The sequence below is a fragment of the Xanthobacter albus genome (assembly GCF_043194895.2).
Classification (GTDB): Bacteria; Pseudomonadota; Alphaproteobacteria; order Rhizobiales; family Xanthobacteraceae; genus Xanthobacter.
Genome location: NZ_CM195532.1, coordinates 2,472,730 through 2,495,108 on the forward strand (window position 1 = coordinate 2,472,730; position 22,379 = coordinate 2,495,108).

A 22,379-nucleotide genomic window follows, 5' to 3' on the forward strand; every position below is an offset into this window, starting at 1 on the left:
GGCAGGCGGCCGCTCAAGGACGCGGCGCCTCAGGCGGCGGAGGAGCGCTCCGCGGCGCGGTCCTGAGCCCGCGCGGCAACCCGCAGGGCGGCGTCGCCGCCACCGGTGCGCGGCGTCCGGCCTTCTACCGGGTGGCTCGGATCGGTGTAGAACTGGGTCGAGGCATGCCCCTCGGGCACGAGCGCGTCCACGAACGCCTCGTCTTCCGCCGTGAAGCGATAGCCGAGTGCCGCCACGTAGTTATCCCATTGCTGTTCCGTGCGTGGGCCGGCGATGGCGGCGGTGACGAGGCGGTTGTTCAGAACCCAGGACAGGGCGAAGGCGGCGCTGTCTGTGCCTCGCTCCGCCGCGTGACGGGCAACCTTCTGCGCCACGACCAGGGACGCCTCCCGCCATTCGGTCTCGAGGATGCGCCGGTCGCCGCGTCCCGCCCGGCTCTCGGCGGCGGGCGGGGCGCCGGGCAGGTACTTGCCGGTCAGCACCCCGCGCGCCAGCGGCGAGTAGGAGACGACGCCGAGCCCATGGAAGGCGGCGGCGGGAAGCTGCTCCACCTCGGCCGTGCGGTCGGCGATATTGTAGAGCGGCTGGCTGGCGATCGGCCGGTCGATGCCGAGCTGGTCGGCGAGATGGGCCACCTCGCCGATGCGCCAGCCGCGGAAGTTGGAGACCGCGAAATAGCGCACCTTGCCGGCGTGGATGAGATCGGCCGCCGCCCGCACCGCCTCGCCCAGCGGCGCATCGAAGATGGCGCGATGGAAATAGAGGATGTCGATATAATCCGTCCCCAGGCGGCGCAGGCTCGCTTCCGCCGCCTCGATCACCCACTTGCGGGAGAGCCCCTGGCGGTTCGGCCCCTCTCCGCCCGGATTGGCGAGCTTGGTTGCGAGCACATAAGCGTCGCGATCGGCCCGCACGGCGCGGCCCACCACTTCCTCGGTCGCGCCCTTCTGGTAGACGTCGGCGGTGTCGAGGAAGAAGAAGCCCGCGTCCTTCGCCTTGTGGATGATGCGATGGGCGGTGGCCTCGTCGGTGGGGCCGCCGAACATCATGGTGCCCAGCGCGAGCTGCGGCACCGCGAGCGCGCTGCGGCCGAGATACCGGTAGTCGGGAGTGGTCATGCGAGGCCTCTATTGCAGCGCGCCTTCCAGGGCGTGGTGGCAGGCCACCTGCTGGCCGCCCCCGGCCGGGCGCAGGGCCGGGTCGGCCTCCGTGCACAGGGGAGTGGCGAGCGGGCAGCGGGGGTGAAAGCGGCATCCGCCCGGCACGTTGCGTGCGCTCGGCAGGTCGCCGGAGAGCGGCGCGGCATGGCGCCGGCGCCCCGGCGTGGGCACGGCCTCCATCAGCGCGCGGGTGTAGGGATGCAGCGGACGGCTGAAGATCTCCCGCCAGCTCCCGGCCTCGACGATGCGGCCGAGATACATGACCAGCACCCGGTCCGCGAAATAGCGGACCACCGAAAGGTCGTGGGAGATGAACAGGTAGGACAGGCCAAGCTCCGCCTTCATCCGCGACAGCAGGTTGAGGATCTGCGCCTGGATCGACAGGTCGAGCGCCGATACGGGCTCGTCGCAGATGACGAGGCGCGGCTTCAGGATCAGCGCCCGCGCGATGCCGAGGCGCTGGCGCTGTCCGCCGGAGAATTCATGCGGATAGCGGCCGAGAGCTTCGCGCGGGAGCCCCACGCGCAGGATGGCCGCCTCGGCCGCCGTCCTGCGTGCCGCGCGGTCGCCGATGCCGTGCACCTCCAGCGGGCCGGTCAGGATCTCCGCCACCGTGTGGCGTGGGTTGAGGGAAGCGAAGGGGTCCTGGAACACCATCTGCGCCTGCCGGCGGTAGCCCTTCAGCGCCGCGCCCGCCAGCCCGCCCACCTCGGCGCCGTCGAAGACGATGCGGCCGGAGGAAGGCTCCACCAGGCGCAGAAGCACCTTGGCGAGGGTGGACTTGCCGCAGCCGGACTCTCCGACGAGCCCCACCGTCTCGCCCGGCTCGACCTCGAAGGAGATCCCGTCCACCGCGCGCAGCCGGCTGCCGCCCGCGCCGTAGGCGGCGTGAAGGTTCTCAACCGACAGCAGCGGCATGGCGGATCTCCGGCGTGGGCACGGGCGTGGTGACCGGGCAGGCGGCGAAATGGCCGGGCGCGACGCGCGCGAGCTCTGGCACCTGCGCCCGGCAGGCGGCCTGCGCCAGCGGGCAGCGGGGCGCAAAGGCGCAGCCCTCCTGCCCGGCGGCAGAGGCGATGGAACCGCGGATCTCGCTCAGCGGCCCGCGTGAGGCATGCTGGCCCGCATCGAGCCGCGGCGAGGCCGCGAGCAGCCCGCGCGTGTAGGGGTGGAGCGGCGCCGCGAACAGGGGGGCGAAGGGGGCTTCCTCCACCTTGCGGCCGGCATACATCACCGCCACGCGGTCCGCCCATTCGGCGACCACGCCGAGATCGTGGGTGATGAGCAGCAGCCCCATGGACAGATCCCGCCTCAGCGCATCCAGCAGGTCCAGCACCTGGGCCTGGATGGTCACGTCGAGGGCGGTGGTGGGCTCGTCGGCGATGAGCAGGCGCGGCGAGCAGGCCACCGCGATGGCGATCATCACCCGCTGGCGCATGCCGCCGGAAAGCTCGTGAGGATAATCGTCGACCCGCCGCTGCGGCTCCGGGATGCGCACGAGGTCGAGCAGCTCCACCGCCCGCGCCCGCGCCGCCCGCCGCGAGAGCCCCTGGTGCAGGCGCACCACCTCGGCGATCTGCTCGCCCACGCTCAGCACCGGGTTGAGGGAGGTCATCGGCTCCTGGAACACCATGGCGATGTCGCGCCCGCGCACGTCCCGCAGCGCGCGGTCATCGAGGCGGGCAAGGTCGCGCCCGCCGAGCAGGATCTCGCCGCCGGCGATGCGCGCCCGTTCGGGCAGCAGGCGCAGCAGGGCGAGGGCGGTGAGCGACTTGCCGGAACCGCTCTCGCCCACCAGCGCCAGGGTCTCCCCGGCCTCGACCGAGAGGGAGAGCCCACGCACCGGGCTCGCCTTCGGAAAGGCGATGGTGAGCTCGCGCACGTCGAGGAGGGCGCTCATCTCAGGCCTCCGCCGAAAGACGCGGGTTGAGTGCATCGTTCAGCCCGTCGCCGATCAGGTTCAGCGCGAGCACGGTGAGCACGATGGCAAGGCCCGGAATGGCCGAGAGATACCAGGCGGTGCGCAGCAGCTCGCGCCCCGCGCCGATCATCGACCCCCAGCTCACCACGTTGGGGTCGCCGAGCCCCATGAACGACAGGGCGCTCTCCATGAGGATCGCGGTCGCCACCGTCACCGAGGCGAGCACGATCACCGGCGGCAGCGCATTGGGCAGGATCTCGCGGAAGATGATGCGCCCGTGCCCGTAGCCGAGCGCGCGGGCGGCCGCGACGAACTCCTTCTCCCGCAGCGTCCGGAACTGCGCCCGCACCAGCCGCGCCACCTGCGGCCACGACACCGCGCCGATGGCGAGCGCGATGGCGGGAACCGACGGTTCCGCGATCGCCACCAGGACGATCAGCAGGATGAAGCCGGGGATGGTCTGGAAGATCTCCACCAGCTTGCTCAGCACATCGTCCACCGCGCCGCCGAAATAGCCCGCCGCCGCGCCCACGAGGATGCCGGCGAAAAGCCCCGCCAGCGTGGCGGCGGCGCCGATGAGCAGGCTCACCCGCGCCCCGTGGACGAGGCCGGCGAGCACATCGCGCCCCAGCGCGTCGGTTCCGAGGGGAAAGCGCGGGTCCTGGCCCGGCCACAGCAGCGGGCGGCCCGCCATCTCCAGCGGGTCGTCGGGGAAGAGGAGCGGCGCCGCGAGGGCGGCCGCCAGCACCAGCGCGAGGATGGCGAGGCCGGCGGCCGCCGTCGGGTTGGCGAGGAAGGCCTGCAGCGCGCGGCGCCGGCCCGCCGGCGCGAGGCGCAGCACCTCATCGGCCGCGGCGCGGGCGGCATCGGGCGCATGGACATTCGGCCAGATCGCGGGCTCCGCGGGGGCCGTCGGGAGATCCGGCGCATGGGTCCGCGCGGGCGCGCCTGCGGAGGCGAGGGCATCGGTGCCGTGCATCAGCGCACCTCGATCCGCGGGTCGAGCGCGGCCTGGAGAATGTCGATGGCCGCGTTGATGGCCACCACCAGCAGCGACGACAGCAGGAGGATGCCGAGCAGCACATGGAAATCGCGCCCCAGCACCGCTTCATAGGCGAGGCGCCCGAGCCCCGGCCAGCTGTAGACGGTTTCCACCACCACCGCCCCGCCCATGAGGCCGGCGAGGTGGATGCCGGCCATGGTGGTGACCGGGATCAGCGCGTTGCGCAGCACATGGCGCGTGGTGACGGCGAGCGGGGAAAGCCCCTTGGCGCGGGCGGTGCGCACATGGTCCTGGGCACGCACCTCCAGCATCTCGCCGCGGGTGAGGCGGGCATAGATGGCCACGTAGAACAGCCCCAGGGAGAGCGCCGGCAGCACGAGATGGCGCACGTGGTCCCAGAGCGCGGCGAAGCCGGTGAGGCCGGCGCCGATGGTCTGCGCCCCGCCGCTCGGCAGCCAGCCGAGCTTCACCGAGAACAGGACGATGAGCATCAGGCCGATCCAGAAGCTCGGGATGGAATAGAACAGCAGTGAAAGCACGCTCAGCACCCGGTCCGGCACCCGCCCTGCGAAGCTCGCCATCACCGCGCCTAAGGTGATGCCGGCGAGGAGCGCGAAGCCCAGGGCGACGCCCATCAGGCTCAGCGTGTTCGGCAGGCGGGCGGCCACGAGGTCCGCCACCGGCTGGTTGAAGCGCGGCGAGACCCCGAGGCTGAAATGGGCGAGGCTGGAGAGATAGGCGGCGAGCTGCTGCAACACCGGCAGATCGAAGCCGAACTTCGCCTTCAGCGCCGACAGCGTCTCCACGGTGGCGGCGCCGGCCTCTCCCGCCAGCACGTCGGCCGCGTCGCCGGGCGCGAGGCGCAGCAGGAAGAAATTGAGGATGAGGATGCCGACGACGGTCGGCACCGCCTGGAGCGCCGTGCGGCGCACGGCCCTCAGGAAGCGTGGCAGCCGCCTCATGGCCGCCTCCGCCGGGCCGGCCGCCATCCGCGCCGGGGATCTGCGTCGCGGGTCATGGCTCACGCCTCGATGTAGACGTCGGCGAAGGAGGCATCGACGCCGGTCACGCCGATGGTGTGGTTCTTCACCTTCGCGTTGTAGACGGTCACGCCGTCGGGGGCGATGAGCCCGAGGGCGGCGACGTCGTCGTGCACCACCCGCTGGAAGTCGAACCAGAGCTGCCGGCGCGCCTGCGGATCAGGCTCCACCGCCGCCGCCTCCAGCAGGCGGTCCACCTCCGGATTGCCGTAGTGGGAGACGTTCGAGAACGGCAGGCCCACGCGGAAATTCTTCGACCACAGGGTGCGCTGCACGCCCAGGGTGGGATCGAAGATGTTCTGGAGGGACTCCAGCGTGATGTCGAAGTCGCGCCCGGTATAGGCCTTCTGGATGTAAGTGGAGAAATCGAAGAACTGGAAGTCCACCGGTATCCCGACCTTGGCCAGGGACTGCTTCACGAAATCGCCCGCCGCCTGCGTGTTGAAGGGGTTGGCATACAGGCGCAGCGGAAAGCGCGTGCCATCCGCCTTGCGCGGATAGCCGGCCTCGTCGAGCAGGCGGTTCGCGGCCTTCAGGTCGTAGCCGTAGGGCTTGATCGACGGATCGACGAACGCCTTCAGATTGGGGCTGATGACCGAGGCCGCGACCTCGCCGTAGCCGAAATACACGACGTCCAGCAGCTTCTGAAGGTCGATGGCATGGGCGATGGCGAGACGCACCCGCCGGTCCTGCAACTGGGGCCGCTCGAAATTGAAGTAGAGCTGGGTCATCCGCGCGGCGTATTCGTAGCCGCGCTTCTCCGCCCCGAGGCCCGGAAGCGCCGACACGCGCGCCAGGTCCGCATAGGGCACCGGCGGGCCACCCGCCAGGTCCAGCTCGCCCGCCTCGAACGCAGCCGAGCGCGCGCTCTGGTCGGCGATGAAGCGCAGCACCACCCGGTCGAGATAGGGCTTGCCCGCGTCCCAATAATCGGGGTTCCGATCAAGGATGATGTGGCTGCCCCGCACCCATTCCCGGAAGATGAAGGGGCCGGTTCCGACAGGCGCGGAGCCGTTCTTGTTGGTGAGCGGGTCCGTGCCTTCGTAGATGTGCTTCGCCACGATGGGCGATTCATTGGCATCGAGTGCCGTGAGAAGGTAGGGCGCCGGCTTTGAAAGGCGGATGACGGCGGTGTGGGGATCGGGCGTCTCCACCGCAGTGACGGCGGCGAAGGTGCCGCGGCCGCGGGGATGAACCTCCTTGAGCAGCTTGATGGAATAGGCCACGTCCTCGGCGGTGAAGGGTTGGCCGTCGTGCCAGCGCACCCCCTCGCGCAGCTTGAAGACGTAGCTGAGGCCGTCCGGGCTCACGCTCCACTCGGTCGCCAATGCGGGCCGGGGGTTGAAGTCGAGATCGTAGGTGAGCAGGCCCTCCGTCACTTTCGGCGAGACGCGCTGCGTCGGCCCGGCGGTGTGGGCGATGGTGACCAGCGTCGAGGGCTCGTGCTCCACCAGGAAGCGCAGGACACCGCCCCTCACCGGCCCCGAGGCCGGGCCCGGCGCGGCCTCGGCCGCCCACGCGGGCCGGTGCCCGGCGCCCAGCAGCAGCGCAGCGGCGCCCAGGAGCACCGAGCGACGGGCAATTCCGCCGTTGCCACCAAGGGGCGTATCGGGCTCCACGGAACGGGTCGGCATGGGCATTCGCCATCTCCATCGGCGGTGGATCACAGCCCCGACGATAGGACCTCGGGCCATTTCGTCAATTTATTTTATATAAAATCGATACATTAAGTGTATTTATGAGGCGTTCGTTGGATCGCGCGGTTCGGAGACAGCCGCCGCGGCGCGCCACCGGGCCCCTCGTGCCGACCCCGCCCGCAGGCGGGTCCGGCTCTTTCCTCCGTCCGGCGGGCGCGTGCGCCATGCCGGCGCGCACGCGAAGGCATGACACAGACATGAGCCGCGACCGCCTGTTCCTGATCTCCCCCGGCTTCGAGGACCCCGCCCATCCCGGCCGTGCCTACTTCTGCCCGCACTGCAACGCAGTGGAGGGGGTGCTTGCCTCCCATCCCGCGCTGGCCGAGGCGATCGAGGTCGTGCGCGTGCCGTTCGCCCGGCCGCGTGCGCCGGTCGTGGCGCTCATCGGGGAAGAGAATCAGAGCCTGCCGGTGCTGCTCCTCGGCGACAGCGCGCCGCCGCCGGACGACGCCCTCAGCCATGGCGCGCTGCGCTTCGTCGCCGATACCCGCCGCATTCTGGAAGTGATCGCCGAGCGACACGGCGTGCCCTTCCCCCACTGACGCCGGATTTCGGTGCCCGCCCCACCCAGAAGGACCAGACCATGACCCAGATCGACGAGGCATGGGGCGCCGGCCCCTCGGTGCGCTACGAGGAACTGGCGGGCCGCTTCCGTCCCCTCTTCCGCACCATCCGCGAGAGCGCGGTGGAGCGCGAGCAGGCCCACCGCCTGCCGCACGCGGAGATCGCCGCGCTGAAGGCGGCCGGCTTCACCACCCTGCGCCTGCCCCAGTCCGAGGGCGGCTTCGGGGCCACCCTGCCGGAGCTGTTCAACCTGCTGATCGAGCTTGGCGAGGCCGATCCCAATGTCACCAATGCGCTGCGCGCCCATTTCGGCTTCACCGAGGAGGTGCTGAATTCGCCCTTCCAGGACTACCGTGACCGCTGGGTCCGGCGCATCGCGGCCGGCGAAACCGCCGGCAGCGGTTTTTCGGAGGCGGAGAACGTGGTGGGGCATTTCTCCACCCGCCTCGTGCGCGAGAACGGCGCATGGCGTCTCAACGGCGAGAAATACTACACGACCGGCTCGCTCTTCGCCGACTGGATCAATCTCGGCGCCGACGACGAGAATGGCGATTTCATCCTCGCCCAGGTGCCCACCGACGCCCCCGGCGTCACCATCGTCGACGACTGGGACGGCTTCGGCCAGCAGCTTACCGCGTCCGGCACCGCGCGATTCAAGGACGTGCTTCTCTCCGACGATCACGTGAACCCGCAGCGCCAGCGCTTCGGCTATTCCGTGGCCTTCTACCAGCTCGTCCACCTCGCGACCCTCGCCGGCATCGGCCGCGCGGCGGCGGGCGACGTGGCCCGGCTGGTCCGCGCCCGCACGCGCGTGTTCAGCCACGGCAATGCCGCCCGCGTCAGCGACGATCCGCAGATCCTGCAGGTCGTGGGCCGCGTGCGCGCCAACGCCTACGGTGCCGGCGCTGCCGTGCTCAGGGCGGCCGAGGCCCTGCAGCGTGTCTATGAGACGCGGCAGGATGAGGCGACGGAGGGGCCCCATGCCGCCGTCGCCGTGGCCGACCTGGAGGTGAACCAGGCCGTGACCGTGGTGACCTCCCTCATCCTGGACGCGACGACGCTTCTGTTCGACGCCCTCGGCGCATCGTCCGCCAAGCGCGGCGTCGGTCTCGACCGGCACTGGCGCAATGCCCGCACCCTCTCCTCCCACAATCCGCGCATCTATCGCGAACGCATCGTCGGTGACTTCGCGGTGAACGGCGCCGCGCCACCGGCGCCCTACCGCGTGGGTGCCCCGGCGCCAGCAGGCAGCTGACGCCGGCGGGAGAGAGCCCCCATGCCTCCGGCCGGGCGTCCGCGCCTTCCGTGCCCAGCCTCCCGCCCCGTCGCCCGCCGAACCATCGGCTGCGCCGCGGGCGCCTGCGGCATCGGGCCCGCAACGCCCGCGCCGCGGCCCCGCTGCGACGGACGAGAAAGGAGCGCGGCATGCTGACGAAGAAAGGCAAGTACGGCCTGAAGGCCGCCGTTCATCTCGCGCGGCTGCCGCCGGGCGTGTTCACGCAGGTTTCCGACATCGCCGGAGCCAACCGCATCCCGAAGAAATTCCTCGACGTGATCCTGAGCGAGCTGCGACACGCGGGCTTCCTGGCCTCGCGCAAGGGCAAGCTCGGCGGCTATCGCCTCGCGCTGGCGCCCGAAACGATCATCGTGGGCGCCATGATCCGCACGCTCGATGGCCCGCTCGCCGCATTCCCCTGCGCCAGCCGGGACGCCTACGAGCGGTGCGCCGATTGCGACGTCGAGGGCTGCGAGGTTCGCCTCTTGATGGTGCAGGTGCGCGACGCCGTCGGCACCGTGCTCGACACCACCACCCTCGCCCAGATGCGCGACCTCTCCCACGAGGCCCTGGCCGCCTTCGTGGACTACATCTGATCGCGCGGCGCCGGCTTCCGTCGGGAGGGAGAGGGCTGCATCGATATAGAATATAGTATATCTATAAAATAAATTGACATAATGCGCCTCAGGCCGGCATCCTCGCCAGGGTCGGAGGTTGCCCCCATGAGCGTTTCCCAGAGCCCGGATTTCTTCTGGTTCATTCCCACCCACGGCGACGGCGCCTATCTCGGCTCGGAGACGCGGCAGCGGCCGCCGGAATTCGCCTATTTCCGGGAGGTCGCCCAGGCGGTGGACCGGCTCGGCTACAAGGGCGTCCTGCTGCCCACCGGCCAGAGCTGTGAAGACAGCTGGATCACCGCCGCCGGCCTCGCCACCACCACAGAGCGCCTTCGGTTCCTGGTGGCCCTGCGGCCCGGCGTCACCTCTCCCGCCTTCGCCGCGCGGCAGGCTGCGGCGCTCGACCGCCTTTCCGACGGTCGCCTCCTGTTGAACGTGGTGGTCGGCGGCCACCCGGCCGAGCTCGCCGCCGACGGCATCTTCCTCGACCACGATGCCCGCTATGCCCAGGCGGCGGAATTCCTGACCATCTGGCGCGATCTCGTCGGCGGGAAGAAGGTCGACTTCACCGGGCGCTACTATCGGGTCGAGCACGGCCGGCTCGACTTCCCCGTGGTGCAGCAGCCCCATCCCCCGCTGTGGTTCGGCGGCTCCTCGCCGGCGGGCCACGAGGTGGCCGCGGAGCATGTCGGCGTCTACCTCAGCTGGGGCGAGCCGCCGCATCTGCTGAAGGACAAGCTTGCCGACGTGCGCGCCCGCGCCGCCGCACGGGGCCGCACGCTCAAGTTCGGGCTGCGGGTGCACTTCATCGTGCGCGAGACGGAGTCCGAGGCGTGGGCCGCGGCCGAGAAGCTCATCTCGCGTGTCTCCGATGCACAGATCGAAAACGCCCAGAAGCGCTTCAAGGAGGAGATGGATTCGGTGGGGCAGGCCCGCATGGCCGCCCTCCAGCCGGGCGACCGCAGGAAACTGGAGGTGGCGCCCAACCTGTGGGCGGGCGTCGGCCTGGTCCGGCGCGGCGCCGGCACCGCCCTGGTGGGCGACCCGAAAAGCGTCGCCGCCCGTATTCGCGAATATCAGGAGATCGGCATCGAGACCTTCATCGGCTCGGGCTATCCCCACCTTGAGGAAGCCTACCGCACGGCGGAGCTGCTGTTCCCCGAGCTTGGCATCGACGGCCGCCGCCGCAAGGTCTCCGACAACATCGTCAACGAATTCGCCGTCGGCTCGCACGGCGCAGAGCCGCACCTCGCAGCCGCCTCCTGAGCACCGGAAGAAGGATTCCCGCCATGACCACCCGCCGCGCCTTCGGCCGTCTCGTCGCGCTCGCCCTTGCCCTCGGTGTCTCGGCCGTTCCGGCCGTGGCCGAAGGCACCCTGCGCATCGCCCAGCAGTTCGGCACCCTCTACACGCCCTTCCATGTCATGAAAGAGAAGGGCCTCATCGAAAAGCACGGCAAGGCGCTCGGCATCGACATCACGGTGGACTGGACCCGCCTTTCGGGCGGCTCGGCCGTGAACGACGCTCTGCTCTCCGGCGCCATCGACGTCGCCTCGGCCGGCATCGGCCCCTTCCTCACCTTGTGGGATCGCACCCGCGGCACCGCCAACGAGGTGAAGATCATCGGCGCCTTCGGAGCCCAGCCCAACTTCCTCATCACCAACAATCCCAATGTGAAGACCATCAAGGACTTCACCGAGAAGGACAAGATCGCGACGCCGGCCGCCGGCGTCTCCGTGCAGGCGCGCATCCTCCAGCTTGCCGCGGAGCAGGCGTTCGGCCCCGGCAACGCCCGGAAGCTCGATCCCCTGATGGTGACCCTGCCTCATCCCGACGCCACCGCCGCGCTCATCGCCGGCGGCACGGAGATCACCGCGCACCTGTCCAATCCGCCGTTCCAGAACCGCGCGCTGAAGGACCCCAAGGTCCACAAGGTCTTCTCCTCCTACGATATCTTCGGCGGCCCGATCACGCCGACCGTCGCCTACACGACGGTGAAATTCCGCGAAGCCAATCCGAAGACCTACAAGGCTTTCTTCGATGCCTTCACCGAGGCGACGAAATGGGTGGAGGAGCACAAGGCCGAAGCCGCCGAGATCTACGTGAAGGCGGAGCAATCCAAGCTCGACCCTGCCTTCGTCACGGAAGTGCTGTCGGACCCGGATACACGCTACACTCTCGTTCCGCTCGGCACGCTGAAGTTCGCGGACTTCATGAACAGCATCGGCGCCATCAAGGCGAAGCCTGAAAGCTTCAAGGACTTCACCTTCCCGGACCTGCACGCTGCCTCCGGCTCGTGAGGCCCACCTCATCAATGCCCGCAGTCCACGCCCTCCGGGGTTCGCCACGCGCGGCCGCACGCTTGATGACATGGCGACGCGGGGGGCGGTGGAGGAGGAGGGCAGGTGAGGTGGCCCCGAAAAACGCACAGTGAGCTGCACCCCACGGCCGGGGGATCTGCCTCGGCTGGAGCGGGCAAGCGCGACGTGGGCGCTGTGCCTCGGACACGGCCCCTGCGATGCCGCCACAAGGCGGACCATCAGGGGCTTGCGCTCAAGGCGTCGCGTTGCGGCGCCTGCTGGACGATATGGAACAGGTGGGCGGTCGTCTCATCCGCCGGGTGCCGGCCGCGCGGATGAAAATGCGCGGGGCGTCCCGGCAGGTCGCCCTCAATAGCTGGCGTAGAGCCTCGCCTGGAAGGTGAAGTCGCCGGCCTGGGTGTAGGTGGCGTCGGTGAGGGCGACGCCGCCGACGAGGGTTGCGGTGAAATTGCGGCCCAGCGTGTAGTCCACGCCAAGGCCGATGCCCGCCAGCGAATAGTCGTTCCGCGGAACCGGCCCCAGCACGCCCTCATAGCCATAGGCGCGGCCCCAGCCGAGGTCCACGAAGGCATAAGGCGAGACCTGGTCGCCGACGCCCGCGGCGCCGAAGGTGGACAGCAGCGCGAAGGTGGGCGCGCGCAGCTCGTTGCGCCACACGAGGCCGGTGTCCACCGTGGCATCGTCCAGCGTGTAGCCGCGCGTCGCGTAAAGCCCGCCGAGGCTCAATTGCTCCGTATCCGGCAAGGGCTGGCCGGCCGCGGTTCCGAAGAGCTCGCTCACCCAGTTGAACCCGGCGGGCAGCCGCGTCACCCGGTTGAGGTCGCCGGTGCCGTAGAGATAGGTCACGTCGGTGACGCGCCCGCCGCTATAGCGGCTCCAGTTCGCGCCGGTGTTGCCGCCGATCACCCCGCCCGGATTGCCGATGAGCTTCAGGTCAAGGCTCGTCGTGCCGTAGGGGTCCGCGCGCGAGATGGACCAGCCGGCGATCAGCTCGAACAGCTCCGCGTCCGCCCCGCCGATATTCTCGCCGGTGAAATAGCTGGTGCGCGATACCGTCTTGCCGGCGGCCCCCAGGATCAGGTCGCCCGCATAGAGGCCGGGCGCGAGATTGGAGATCGCCGTGCGGTAATAGACCGGGATCTCCAGCGTGGTGTTGTCATAGGCGAAGAGGCCGGCGGAACCGTTCTGGCGCGTGGCCACATAGTTCGGCACGATCTCGATGCCCTGGCGTGCGCCGGTGGAGACGACGAAGCGCGCCGCCTGACTGTAATAGCTGGGCTGGTCCGGCCCGGTGCCCACCGAGGCGGGATCGCTCCAGAAATTGGGGCTGCCAGTAACCTGATAGGACAGGAAGCTCTCCGGCACGCCGAACACGGCGGCGCCGAAGCCAGCGTAATAGCGGTCGAAGCCGGTGGTGTGGGTGCCGGTATTGGACCAGCCGGCGAACACCTGCCAGGGTTTTTGCGGTGTCACCTCCAGGGTGAGCGTGCTGAGGCCCAGCTCATCACCCGGCGCGAACACGCCATTGACCGCGCGATAGGGATAGCGGTTGAGCCAGGCGAGATCCTCATCCAGGGCTTCGGCGGCGATGCGCTGGCCCGGTGCCGCGCGCACGCGGGCGGCAAGGCCCGCCTCGGTGCCTGGTTCCGCGCCCGATACCTTCACCGATCCGGTGCGGAACTCCACCACCCGCAGCGTGAGGACGCCGCCGGTGACCTCCTGCGGCGGCAGGGTGACGGAGACGAAGGGATAGCCCGCGGCCCGGTAGACCTTGGCGATGGCCGCCTGGATGTCGGAGATGCGTTTGCGCGACAGGGGCTGGCCGATGAAGGGGGCGAGCGCCGTCTCGAGCGCGACGCGGTCGATGTCGCCGACGGCGCCGATGCGGATGCCGCGCCCGGCCCTGCCGGCGACGCTTTCCTTCGGCCCGATGAGGCTGATGCCGGAGAGGGCGACGCCGAGGGGTGTATCGTCGGGGCTGCCGGCGAGATCCTGCGGCCCGATGATGAGGCGCCCCTGGCCGGACATCACCGGCGGCAGGTTGCGCTCCACCGGCGCGATCACCTGCGCGAGGGCGGGAGCGCTGAGGGAGATGCCGCCGAGGGCCAGCATGCCGAGCGCGCCGGGCCTCTTCATCTTGCGTGCGGAAACGGCCATCGGCTCAGCGCCCCCCGAAGCTCAGCCACGGGCCGGCCGGTAGATTGTCCGGCGTCGGCAGGAAGGCGCATGGGTTGCCCGATGACGAGCCGCCACACGAGGCCAATGGCTGCGGCCCCTGCTGCGGATGATCCAGGACGGAGATCAGGCTCCAGGTGTCGAGCGTCTCCACATACTGGTCGGCCACGCTCGTCTCCACGAAATCCGGCCGGGCCTGCGTCGGCGCGGTGGTGCCGACCACCGTCAAGGTGCCGGGCACATAGGTCAAAGCATAGTTCGCGGACGCCGAAAGGCTGCCCTGCAGGATGGGGTAGCGCCCGGCAGCCGAAGTGTCGTCCGCGGGGCTCGTGAGCGCGCCCGTGAGCACATCGCCATTGACGAGGCCCAGGCCGCCCAGCTCGTAGGTGAAGACCGGGTTCCCGGCCCCCTCGCGCCGGCTCTGGTTGTCGGCGGTCACGACAAGCGGGCGCGGGTTCACCGTCACGGAGTTGCCCGCATAGGTCAGCGTATAATTAGACGATGCCGCGAGCGTGCCTTGGGTGATGGTGTAGGCGCCCACGCTGGTGGCGGACGATGCGGCTGTCGCCAGCACCCCCGTGAGGGCATCGCCATTCACGAGGCCCGATCCGCCGACCGTGTAGGTGAGCGCCGGCACCGCGTCGCCATAGATCATGTTCCTCGCATCGGCAGCGATGGTGATGGGACGCGCGGCGATGGCGACGTTCGCGCCGACATAGGTCAGCACATAGTTGGACGATGCCGCCAGCGTGCCTTGGGTGATGGTGTAGGCGCCCACGCTGGTGGCGGACGATGCGGCTGTCGCCAGCACCCCCGTGAGGGCATCGCCATTCACGAGGCCCGATCCGCCGACCGTGTAGGTGAGCGCCGGCACCGCGTCGCCATAGATCATGTTCCTTGCATCGGCGGCGATGGTGATGGGACGCGCGGCGATGGCGACGTTCGCGCCCACATAGGTGAGCGCATAGTTGGAGGATGCCGCGAGCGAGCCCTGCGTGATGGCATAGGTCCCCACGCTGGCGGCGGACGATGCGGCTGTCGCCAGCGCGCCCGAGAGCGTGTCGCCGTTCACGAGGCCCGATCCGCCGACCGTGTAGGTGAGCGCCGGCACCGCGTCGCCATAGATCATGTTCTTCGCATCGGCGGCGATGGTGATGGGACGCGCGGCGATGGCAACGTTCGCGCCCACATAGGTGAGCGCATAGTTGGACGATGCCGCGAGCGAGCCCTGCGTGATGGCATAGGTCCCCACGCTGGCGGCGGACGATGCGGCTGTCGCCAGCGCGCCCGAGAGGGTGTCGCCGTTCACGAAGCCCGATCCGCCGACCGCATAGGTGAGCGCGGGCACCGCGTCGCCATAGATCATGGACTTGGCGTCGGCGGTGACGGTGATCGGCCGTGGCGTGACAGTGACGTTCGCGCCGACATAGGTCAGCGCATAGTTGGAGGATGCCGCGAGCGAGCCCTGCGTGATGGCATAGGCCCCCACGCTGGCGGCGGACGATGCGGCTGTCGCCAGCGCGCCCGAGAGGGTGTCGCCGTTCACGAAGCCCGATCCGCCGACCGCATAGGTGAGCGCGGGCACCGCGTCGCCATAGATCATGGACTTGGCGTCGGCGGTGACGGTGATCGGCCGTGGCGTGACAGTGACGTTCGCGCCGACATAGGTCAGCGCATAATTGGAAGATGCCGCGAGCGTGCCTTGGGTGATGGCGTAGGTGCCGACGTCGGACGTGGACGAGGCAGGCGTCGCCAGCGCTCCGGTCAGGGTATCGCCGCCATAGAGCGCCCCGCTGGTGATCCCATAGGTGGGCGTCGGCACGGCGTTGCCATAATGCATCGTCTGTGCACTCGCCGTCACCGTGAGCGCGGCCGGAGAGATGGTCAGCGCGCCGGGCGCGTAGGCGATGCTGTAGTTGGCGGAGGTCAGGCCCGAGACCGTGATGGAATAGCTGCCCACGTTCACCGCGCCCTGGGCCGTGCCGCCATAGGCCAGCGTGCCGCCGAGGCTCGCCGCCGTATCGCTGCCCACGAAGCCGCTGTAGGTCACGCCGTTGCCGCCGGAATAGGCGGCGCCATCAAAGGCCTTGCCGGCGTCGTTGGCGGTGACGGTAAGCGCCGCCCTGGTGACGACGAGCGTGCCGGATACGAAGGACATGTCGTAGCCGAACTGGCTCGAATACAGCCCCGAGAGCTTCAGCCCCGCGCCGGAATAGGTGCCCGCATCGGCGCTGGAGGCGGTGTAGGCGGCCGTGCCGGACACCAGGGCCGTGGTGTAGCCCGCCGGGCTGTAGACGAGCGTGCCGACATCCGTGGAGGTGGCCGAGCCATCATAGGTCTTGGTGCCGTTGCCGCCGGTGACCGTCAGGCCGGCCATGAAGCCGCGCAGCAGCGGCGCGGTGAAGCCGTCATAGATGCGCCAGACGGCGGATGTTCCGCCCGCGTCGTCCACATCCCAGCCGGCGGCGGTGAAGGTGGAGAGTGAGGTCATCTGGGTGGAGGAGAGGCCGGTGGCGCCGCTGGCCGAGCCCACGCCCACGCCAAGGCCGGTGCCCGAGGTGGTCATGTTCCAGAAGCTTGCCGTCACGGTGCCGGCATTGTTGCCGATGAGCCCGCCGTAGGGCGCCGCGGCCGAGGGCAGGGTGCCGGACGCGTAGCTGTTCGCCACCGTGCCGCTGTTCACGCCCACGAGGCCGCCCGCGGTGGCCCCGCCGGTGATGTTGCCGGTGGCGTAGCTATTTGTGATGGCAGCGGAATTGACGCCGACGAGGCCGCCGGCCGTCCCGGTGATGCCGAAGCCCGCCGTGACGGCGCCGGTGGCGAGGGAGCCGCTGATGGTGCCGGCGGAATTGTAGCCCACGAGGCCGCCCGCGCGCCCGTCATCCCCCACCTGCACCACGCCTTGCGCAAAGGAGGCGCTCACCGTGCCGGTGTTGGTGCCGACGAGGCCGCCGGCCGCGCTGGCGTCCGTGGTGCTCACCGTAGCCGAGGAGGAAGAGCCGGTGATGGTGCCGCTGTTCGTGCCGGCGATGCCGCCCAGCGCGCCCGCGCTCGCCGCGCCGTCATTGTCGACGCTGCCCGATGTCGCGACGTTGCTGACGGTGCCGCCATTGGTGCCGGCGAGCAGGCCCGCGTCGAGGCCGCTCACCGCGCCCGCTACCGTAAGGTTGCTCACGCTGCCGCCGCCGCCGATGGTGCCGAACAGGCCGGCCGAGATGGTCGGCCGATTGACGGCGAGGCCGCTGATGGTGTGCCCAGCGCCGTCGAGGCTGCCGGTGAATGCGGTGGTGGCGTCGCCGATGGAGAGGAAACCCGCGCCGGCGTTCCAGCCGGACGACGGCGCCGCGTTGATGTCGTCCACCAGCACGAAATTCTGCGCCAGCAGGCCGCTGGAGGCGAGGCCCTGCAGGCCGTAGAGGTCCGCGATCTGGTAAGGCGTCGCCGCCGCGCCGTCGCCGCCCGTGGCGCGCAGGAAGGTGGCGCCGCTGCCGAGGGCGAAATTGGTGGCGGCGAAAGCGGGCAGGGTGGCCGCGACCTGGCTCCATGTGCCACCGGTGAGCCGGAAGACGCTCACATCGACCGCGCTCGACGAGGTCGCCGTGCCCGACCCCGCGATGACGAGCGAGCCCGCCGTGCCGCTGACGGCGCCCCCGAGGCTGATGTTGCCGCCGCCGGTGGTGGAGAGAGTCAGGCTCGATGCGTCGGACCAGGACACCGCATCCACGACCGTGAGGGCGCCGGCGGCCGACAGGGTGACCGCGCCGCTGACGCTGAACGCGCCGCCGCTGTCGATGGTCAGCGGGCCCGAGGCGCCGAGATTGGCGTCGAGCGCATAGTTGCCGGCGGCATTGAGATAAACACCGTAGCCGGCGCTCAGGGTCAGCGGCGCGAACGACGCGGACGAGAGGAACGACAGATCGCTGTCCGCATAGCTGCCGCGCGCCGCCAGGTAATTGGCCTGCGTCGCCGTCAGCGTCGTCGCGCCGGTGATGACATGGACGGCCGTTCCATGGATGGAGACGTTCTGGACGCCATTGGTGCCGATGATGTCGGAGAAGGCGGCCCCCTTGGCGGCGCCGTTGTCCAGATAGGTCATCACGCCAGTGGCCGCGAGCGCCGAAGCCGGGGCGAGGATGTAATAATAGCCGTTGGCGCCCGACACCGCGCTGCCGAGCGCGCTGCCCGCGGACAGGCCGGTTACCGTCGTTCCCGCCAGGGCTGTCGTTCCCGTGTCCCAATAGGCGATGCCGGAAATCGCCACCGGCGTCGTGGAATAGCGCCACGTGAAGTAAGGATAGAGGTTGGTGCCGGTTCCCCAGATGGAGGATGAGAAGCCTGCCGGCAGGCTGCCCTGCAACTGGGCCGTGGTGCGGGCGGTGGCGCTGCCGGAGCCGCCTGCGATGCCGGTCGACTGGCCGCTGGTCTGCGTGTCCCAATAGGCGTTGGTGATCGCCGAGGCACTGTTGTTGTTGTAGCCGGCGAAGCCACCGGCCGTCGCGGTGCCGGTCACATAGCCCGTGGAATAGGCGTTGCTGATGATACCGTTGACGTAATTCACACCGACGAAGCCGCCGATATTGCTCGCGGTCCCAAGGCCGATCACGCGCCCTGTGGCATAGGAATCGGTGATCGTTCCTTCGTTATGTCCCACAAAGCCGCCGATTGGGCCCGAGATGCCGGTGACCGTTCCTGCGGCGTAGGACTGCGAGATGGTTCCGCCGTCTCCGCTGAAGCCGTTGGCGCCCACGAGGCCGCCGACATAGCCATTGCCGGCGCTCGTGGAAGTGCCGGTCACACTGCCGGTGGCATGGGACTGGATGATGGTGCCGCCATTGGTCAGATAACCGACCAGGCCGCCGATCTGGTATCCGGCGCCGGTCACGCTGCCGCTTGCGGACGATCCGCTGACGGCGCCGCCATTCACGGCGCCGATGAGCCCGCCCGTATTGGCCTCGCCCGTGGCCTGCCCGGACACTGTCGCGCTGGCCGAGGCGGAGGACACCGAGCCGCCCATCATGTAGCCGATAAGCGGCCCCACATCGTCACGACCGATGATGCTGCCGCCGGAGAGCGTCACGTTGCCGACGGTGGCGCCGCTCGTGTAGCCGAACAGGCCGACATAATCGGTGCCGCCGCGATTGATGGCGAGGCCGGCGATGGCATGGCCCTGGCCATTGAAGCTGCCGGCGAACTGTGAGCCGCCGTCGCCGACCGGGACAAAGCCCGAGGCCCCCCAGAGTCCGCCATAATAGCCGCCGGCGCCCGCGGCGAGGGCGCTTGCCATGTCGAGGTTGGCGCCCAGGGTGTAGCTGGCGGAAAGGTCCTGCGACATCAGTTGCAGCGCCGCCGGGGTGGCGATCACCGTTGAATATTCGCTGCGCAGCATGGGCCGCGTCTCGCCCGCGATCAGCACCCAGGTGCTGGCGAAATCGAAACCGTTGTAGCTGCTTTGCGTTCGTGGCGCGCTGGCGATGTCCGTGAGGGTGCCGGACACCGTTGCACCCGGAACGCTGCCAATGCCGTAGGGCTGCCCGCTGGAGTTCGAATCCCAATAGGCATTGGCGAGGTTCACCGAGCCCGAGTCGATTTCCCCGATGAATCCCCCCACGCCGCTGGTCCCGGTGACGTGGCCGCTGGCGTACACGTTCGTCAGTGCGAGCGGAGAACCCGCGAGGCTCCTGCCGATGAGACCCCCCACGTTGTTGGCGCCGCTCACCGCGCCGGTAGCATAAGAATTGCTGATCGTCGAAGCATAATAGGCGTAGCCCGCAAGTCCGCCGATACTGTCTCCCGTCGCCGAGACCGATGCCGCCGAAGACGAATTTGAGAGCGTCGAATCCCCAAGCCAGCCGGTGATGCCGCCAGCCTCCTGGAATGCGGTGACCCGGCCCGTGACGTGGATGTTGCTCAGATTCGAGTTGAAGGCATCGCCCACCACCGCGCCGACCCGCGCCTGCCCGGTGACGGCAATGTTGGACAGGGTGAAATCCCGCAGGATGGCGCCATTCGCGGCGCCGAACAGCCCGATCACATTGGTGCCGGGGCGATTGATGGCGAGGCTGTCGATGAAATGGCCGAGGCCCGCGAATGTGCCGGAGAATGGCGTCGCAAGCGTGCCCACGGGGGCGAAGCCGGCGCCGCCGTTCCAGCTCGCGGTGGCCGACGCGTCGATGTCGTTGCCGAGCGCGTAGAAGCCCGAAGCGCCCAGGCTCTGCAGCGCGGAGGCATCGTGAATGAGCGTGTAGGCTTGGCCGTTGACCGTGAGCGAGGCGCCGCTGTCCGGCAGGGACACCCGCGCGCCGTTCGTCAGCGCATAGCCGCTGCCGGAGGAAAGGCTGAGGGCGGCGCCGCTGCCGCTCTGGGTGATGTCCCTGGCGATGATCAGGCTGCCGGCGGCCGACAGCGTGAGGCTGGAATTCGCGTGGCTGTCGGCGAGCGCCACATTGACGGTGAGGTCGCCCGAGGTGGTGGTGAGCGACAGCGTGCCGTCGCTCGTGATCGGCCCCGAGACGGTCAGCGCCCGCCCGCTGGTGAAGGCGAACGACCCCGCGGCGCCGGAGGCCCCGAGCGTGGAGACGAGGTTGGCGCCGTTGGCCAGATGGACCGAGCCGCCGTTCGTGGCCGTGGCGGTCACCGTGCCGGCCGATATGGCCGCGGTTTGGAAGATGCCTCCGGCACCGGCGCTGAGCACGAGGCTGCTGGCCGAGTTCAGGCCGCGGATGGAAGCGTCGATGACGATGCCACCGCTCGTGGCGTCGGCGTTGAGCGTAAGGGTATTGCCGCTGCCCCAGGTGATCGGCGCGACGACGAAGATGTTGCCGGCTTCGGACCCGGCGCCGTTCGTCTGCACGATGACATTGGAGGTGGCTAGGTCAATTTCCAGATTGTTCGTGTTGATAGTGCTGCCGCTGGCGATCGGCGTCCAGGTGGAGGTGGAGCCGGTCTGGTTGTCGCTGACATTGCTGCTCGCGCCGGTCGATATGAGCACGTTGTAGGGATCGATCAGCCACGTCCCGGTCGCGCCCTTCTCCGCCAGCGTTGATATGAACACCTCGGAACCGAGCGAAAGCACATGGCCGGAGGTTTCCACCTGCCCGCCATTTCCGCTCCCCGCCCCGGTGGCCGTGATGGTGCCGTTGAAGATGGTCCCCGCATCCGACCACACCACGGCGCGCCCGCCCGCGCCCGCCGTGCCGTCCACGTGGATCGCCGCGCCCGCGTCCACGCTTACCGTCTGCGCGGTCGCCACGTCCTCGGCGAGATACTTCGTCGTGGCGTCATAACCGCCCTGGTAGTCGCCGCCCACCAGCACGGTTCCGCCCGTGGTGCCGCTCGCATCGAGGCTCGCGCCGGAGGCGAGCGTGATGTCCCGGCCCGTCACCACGATGGTGCCGCCGGCATCGCCCTCGCCGGCCGCATCGAGCTTTCCCGACACCTTCGCCGTGCCGCCGGAAACCCGGATCTGGCCGCCCTTCGCCTTGCCACCGGACGCCGCCGCCCGCGCCGACACCTTCTGGCCGACGGTGACGGTGCCGCCGTCGCCGGCGGTCAAGAAGATGCGCCCGCCCTTGCTGGAAACGCCGGTCGCCTTGGTGATGCTGTCCGTATTGCCGGCCAGCGCATAGACATTGCCGCCGTTGGCCTTCAGCTCCACTTCCGCCGCCTTGATGACGCCGGAGGTCTTGGCCCTGGTGTCCGCTCCGCCCACCTTCACCACGAACTTGCCGTCGGAGAGGGCGGCGTCCCGCACCAGCACCTCATAGCCGGCCGCGAGGCCCACCGTGCCGTTGGGCGCGGTGATGGTGCCCGCGTTCTCGACCTGGCGCGCGATCAGCGCCACGTCACCGCCCAGCGCGCCGATGGTGCCGTAATTGATCACGCTCGCGGGGCTCGATCCGCGGAAGGTCATGGCTCCGCCGGCATTGAACTCGGCGCCGGAGACATCAAGGGTGGAGGCGACGAAGCTGCCGCCGGTGGTCACCTGCCCGGTGGGGCCGACGGTGATGCCGTTGGGATTGACGAGATAGAGGCTGCCGGAGGCGGAAAGGCTGCCGTCGATCTGCGACGGGGAAAAGCCGGTGACGCGGTTGAGGGTGGCGCCGGTGCCGTTCTCGAAGCGCACGTCGGTGCCCGCGCCGAGGGAGAAGGAGCCCCAGTTGATGATGGCGTTGCGCGACGACTGGGTAATCAGCAGGCTGGAGGCGGAGGGTGACGAGATCGCCGCGCGGCCCGAAACCACCGCGCCGCCGCTGGGGAGAACGCTCTGCGCGAAGGCGTGGGGCGCGGCGACGGCCAGTGCCGAACCCGACAGCAGTGCCAGGGTCCGGCGGCGGATCACGCGTGCCGGGCCCGGCACGAAAAAAGTGATGCCGATCATGTCAGGTCTCGTGCCGATTCGACCAGGGGCCGCGTGCCGCGAGGCCGGGGCTTCGTCCGGCAGGCGGCGCCAGGGCGCGTGCCAGAAACACGAAACGGCGCCACTGCGCCGTCGCGACATGCCCGACCGTCGGGCCCCCTGCCGACCATCCTGTCCCCCGATGCGCGCGCCATCCCCCGGATGGTAAGGATTCATACCTTAGCTGACGCAATTTAGAGTGGCCATTCC

General features: G+C 69.6%; 13 protein-coding genes. 5 read left to right on the top strand and 8 right to left on the bottom strand.

From position 1 onward, the window contains the following. Nucleotides 1-29: 29 nt before the first annotated feature. Genes V5F75_RS10960 through V5F75_RS10985 form a run of 6 tightly spaced genes read right to left on the bottom strand, consistent with a single transcriptional unit; the run spans nt 30 to nt 6,758 of the window. On the bottom strand, nt 30-1,118 hold the full coding sequence (locus V5F75_RS10960; protein WP_394036192.1) for an aldo/keto reductase: 1,089 nt from the start codon (nt 1,116-1,118) through the stop codon (nt 30-32). 9 nt (nt 1,119-1,127) lie between these two features. After that, nucleotides 1,128-2,078 (bottom strand): ABC transporter ATP-binding protein, encoded by a 951-nt coding sequence (locus V5F75_RS10965; RefSeq protein ID WP_394036194.1) that lies wholly within the window; start codon nt 2,076-2,078, stop codon nt 1,128-1,130. Then, nucleotides 2,059-3,060 (bottom strand): ABC transporter ATP-binding protein, encoded by a 1,002-nt coding sequence (locus V5F75_RS10970; RefSeq protein WP_394036196.1) that lies wholly within the window; start codon nt 3,058-3,060, stop codon nt 2,059-2,061. The genes V5F75_RS10965 and V5F75_RS10970 overlap by 20 nt, the downstream gene beginning before the upstream one ends. Nucleotide 3,061: 1 nt before the next feature. Then, a complete protein-coding gene (locus tag V5F75_RS10975; RefSeq protein WP_394036198.1) occupies nt 3,062-4,060 on the bottom strand; it encodes an ABC transporter permease in 999 nt (332 codons plus the stop codon). Further along, the gene (locus tag V5F75_RS10980; protein WP_394036200.1) at nt 4,060-5,046 is read right to left on the bottom strand and encodes an ABC transporter permease; all 987 of its coding nucleotides are present in this window, start codon (nt 5,044-5,046) and stop codon (nt 4,060-4,062) included. Before V5F75_RS10980 ends, V5F75_RS10975 begins: the two co-directional genes overlap by 1 nt. Nucleotides 5,047-5,105: 59 nt before the next feature. Further along, nucleotides 5,106-6,758 (bottom strand): ABC transporter substrate-binding protein, encoded by a 1,653-nt coding sequence (locus V5F75_RS10985; protein WP_394036202.1) that lies wholly within the window; start codon nt 6,756-6,758, stop codon nt 5,106-5,108. Nucleotides 6,759-7,018: 260 nt separating this feature from the next. Between V5F75_RS10985 and V5F75_RS10990 the strand changes: the two genes are divergently transcribed. From V5F75_RS10990 to V5F75_RS11010, 5 genes are all read left to right on the top strand, one after another. Next, nucleotides 7,019-7,363 carry a DUF3088 domain-containing protein gene (locus tag V5F75_RS10990; RefSeq protein ID WP_394036204.1) on the top strand — a complete coding sequence of 115 codons (345 nt, stop codon included), beginning with the start codon at nt 7,019-7,021 and terminating at the stop codon, nt 7,361-7,363. 41 nt (nt 7,364-7,404) lie between these two features. Continuing rightward, entirely contained in the window at nt 7,405-8,640 is a 1,236-nt protein-coding gene (locus tag V5F75_RS10995) for an acyl-CoA dehydrogenase family protein (protein WP_394036206.1), read from the top strand. A 170-nt stretch (nt 8,641-8,810) separates the two neighbouring features. Beyond that, the gene (locus V5F75_RS11000) at nt 8,811-9,257 is read left to right on the top strand and encodes an RrF2 family transcriptional regulator (protein WP_394036208.1); all 447 of its coding nucleotides are present in this window, start codon (nt 8,811-8,813) and stop codon (nt 9,255-9,257) included. Nucleotides 9,258-9,383: 126 nt separating this feature from the next. Next, nucleotides 9,384-10,544 (top strand): FMNH2-dependent alkanesulfonate monooxygenase, encoded by a 1,161-nt coding sequence (ssuD, locus tag V5F75_RS11005; RefSeq protein WP_394036210.1) that lies wholly within the window; start codon nt 9,384-9,386, stop codon nt 10,542-10,544. A 23-nt stretch (nt 10,545-10,567) separates the two neighbouring features. Then, nucleotides 10,568-11,578, top strand: coding sequence for an ABC transporter substrate-binding protein (locus V5F75_RS11010; RefSeq protein WP_394036212.1), 1,011 nt, complete (start codon nt 10,568-10,570; stop codon nt 11,576-11,578). Nucleotides 11,579-11,947: 369 nt separating this feature from the next. On the opposite strand, the gene V5F75_RS11015 is transcribed toward V5F75_RS11010, so the two are convergent. Together V5F75_RS11015 and V5F75_RS11020 are read right to left on the bottom strand one after the other, a co-directional pair. Then, entirely contained in the window at nt 11,948-13,756 is a 1,809-nt protein-coding gene (locus tag V5F75_RS11015) for a ShlB/FhaC/HecB family hemolysin secretion/activation protein (protein WP_394036214.1), read from the bottom strand. Between the two features lie 4 nt (nt 13,757-13,760). Continuing rightward, the gene (locus tag V5F75_RS11020; RefSeq protein ID WP_509212058.1) at nt 13,761-22,151 is read right to left on the bottom strand and encodes an MBG domain-containing protein; all 8,391 of its coding nucleotides are present in this window, start codon (nt 22,149-22,151) and stop codon (nt 13,761-13,763) included. Nucleotides 22,152-22,379 lie beyond the last annotated feature (228 nt).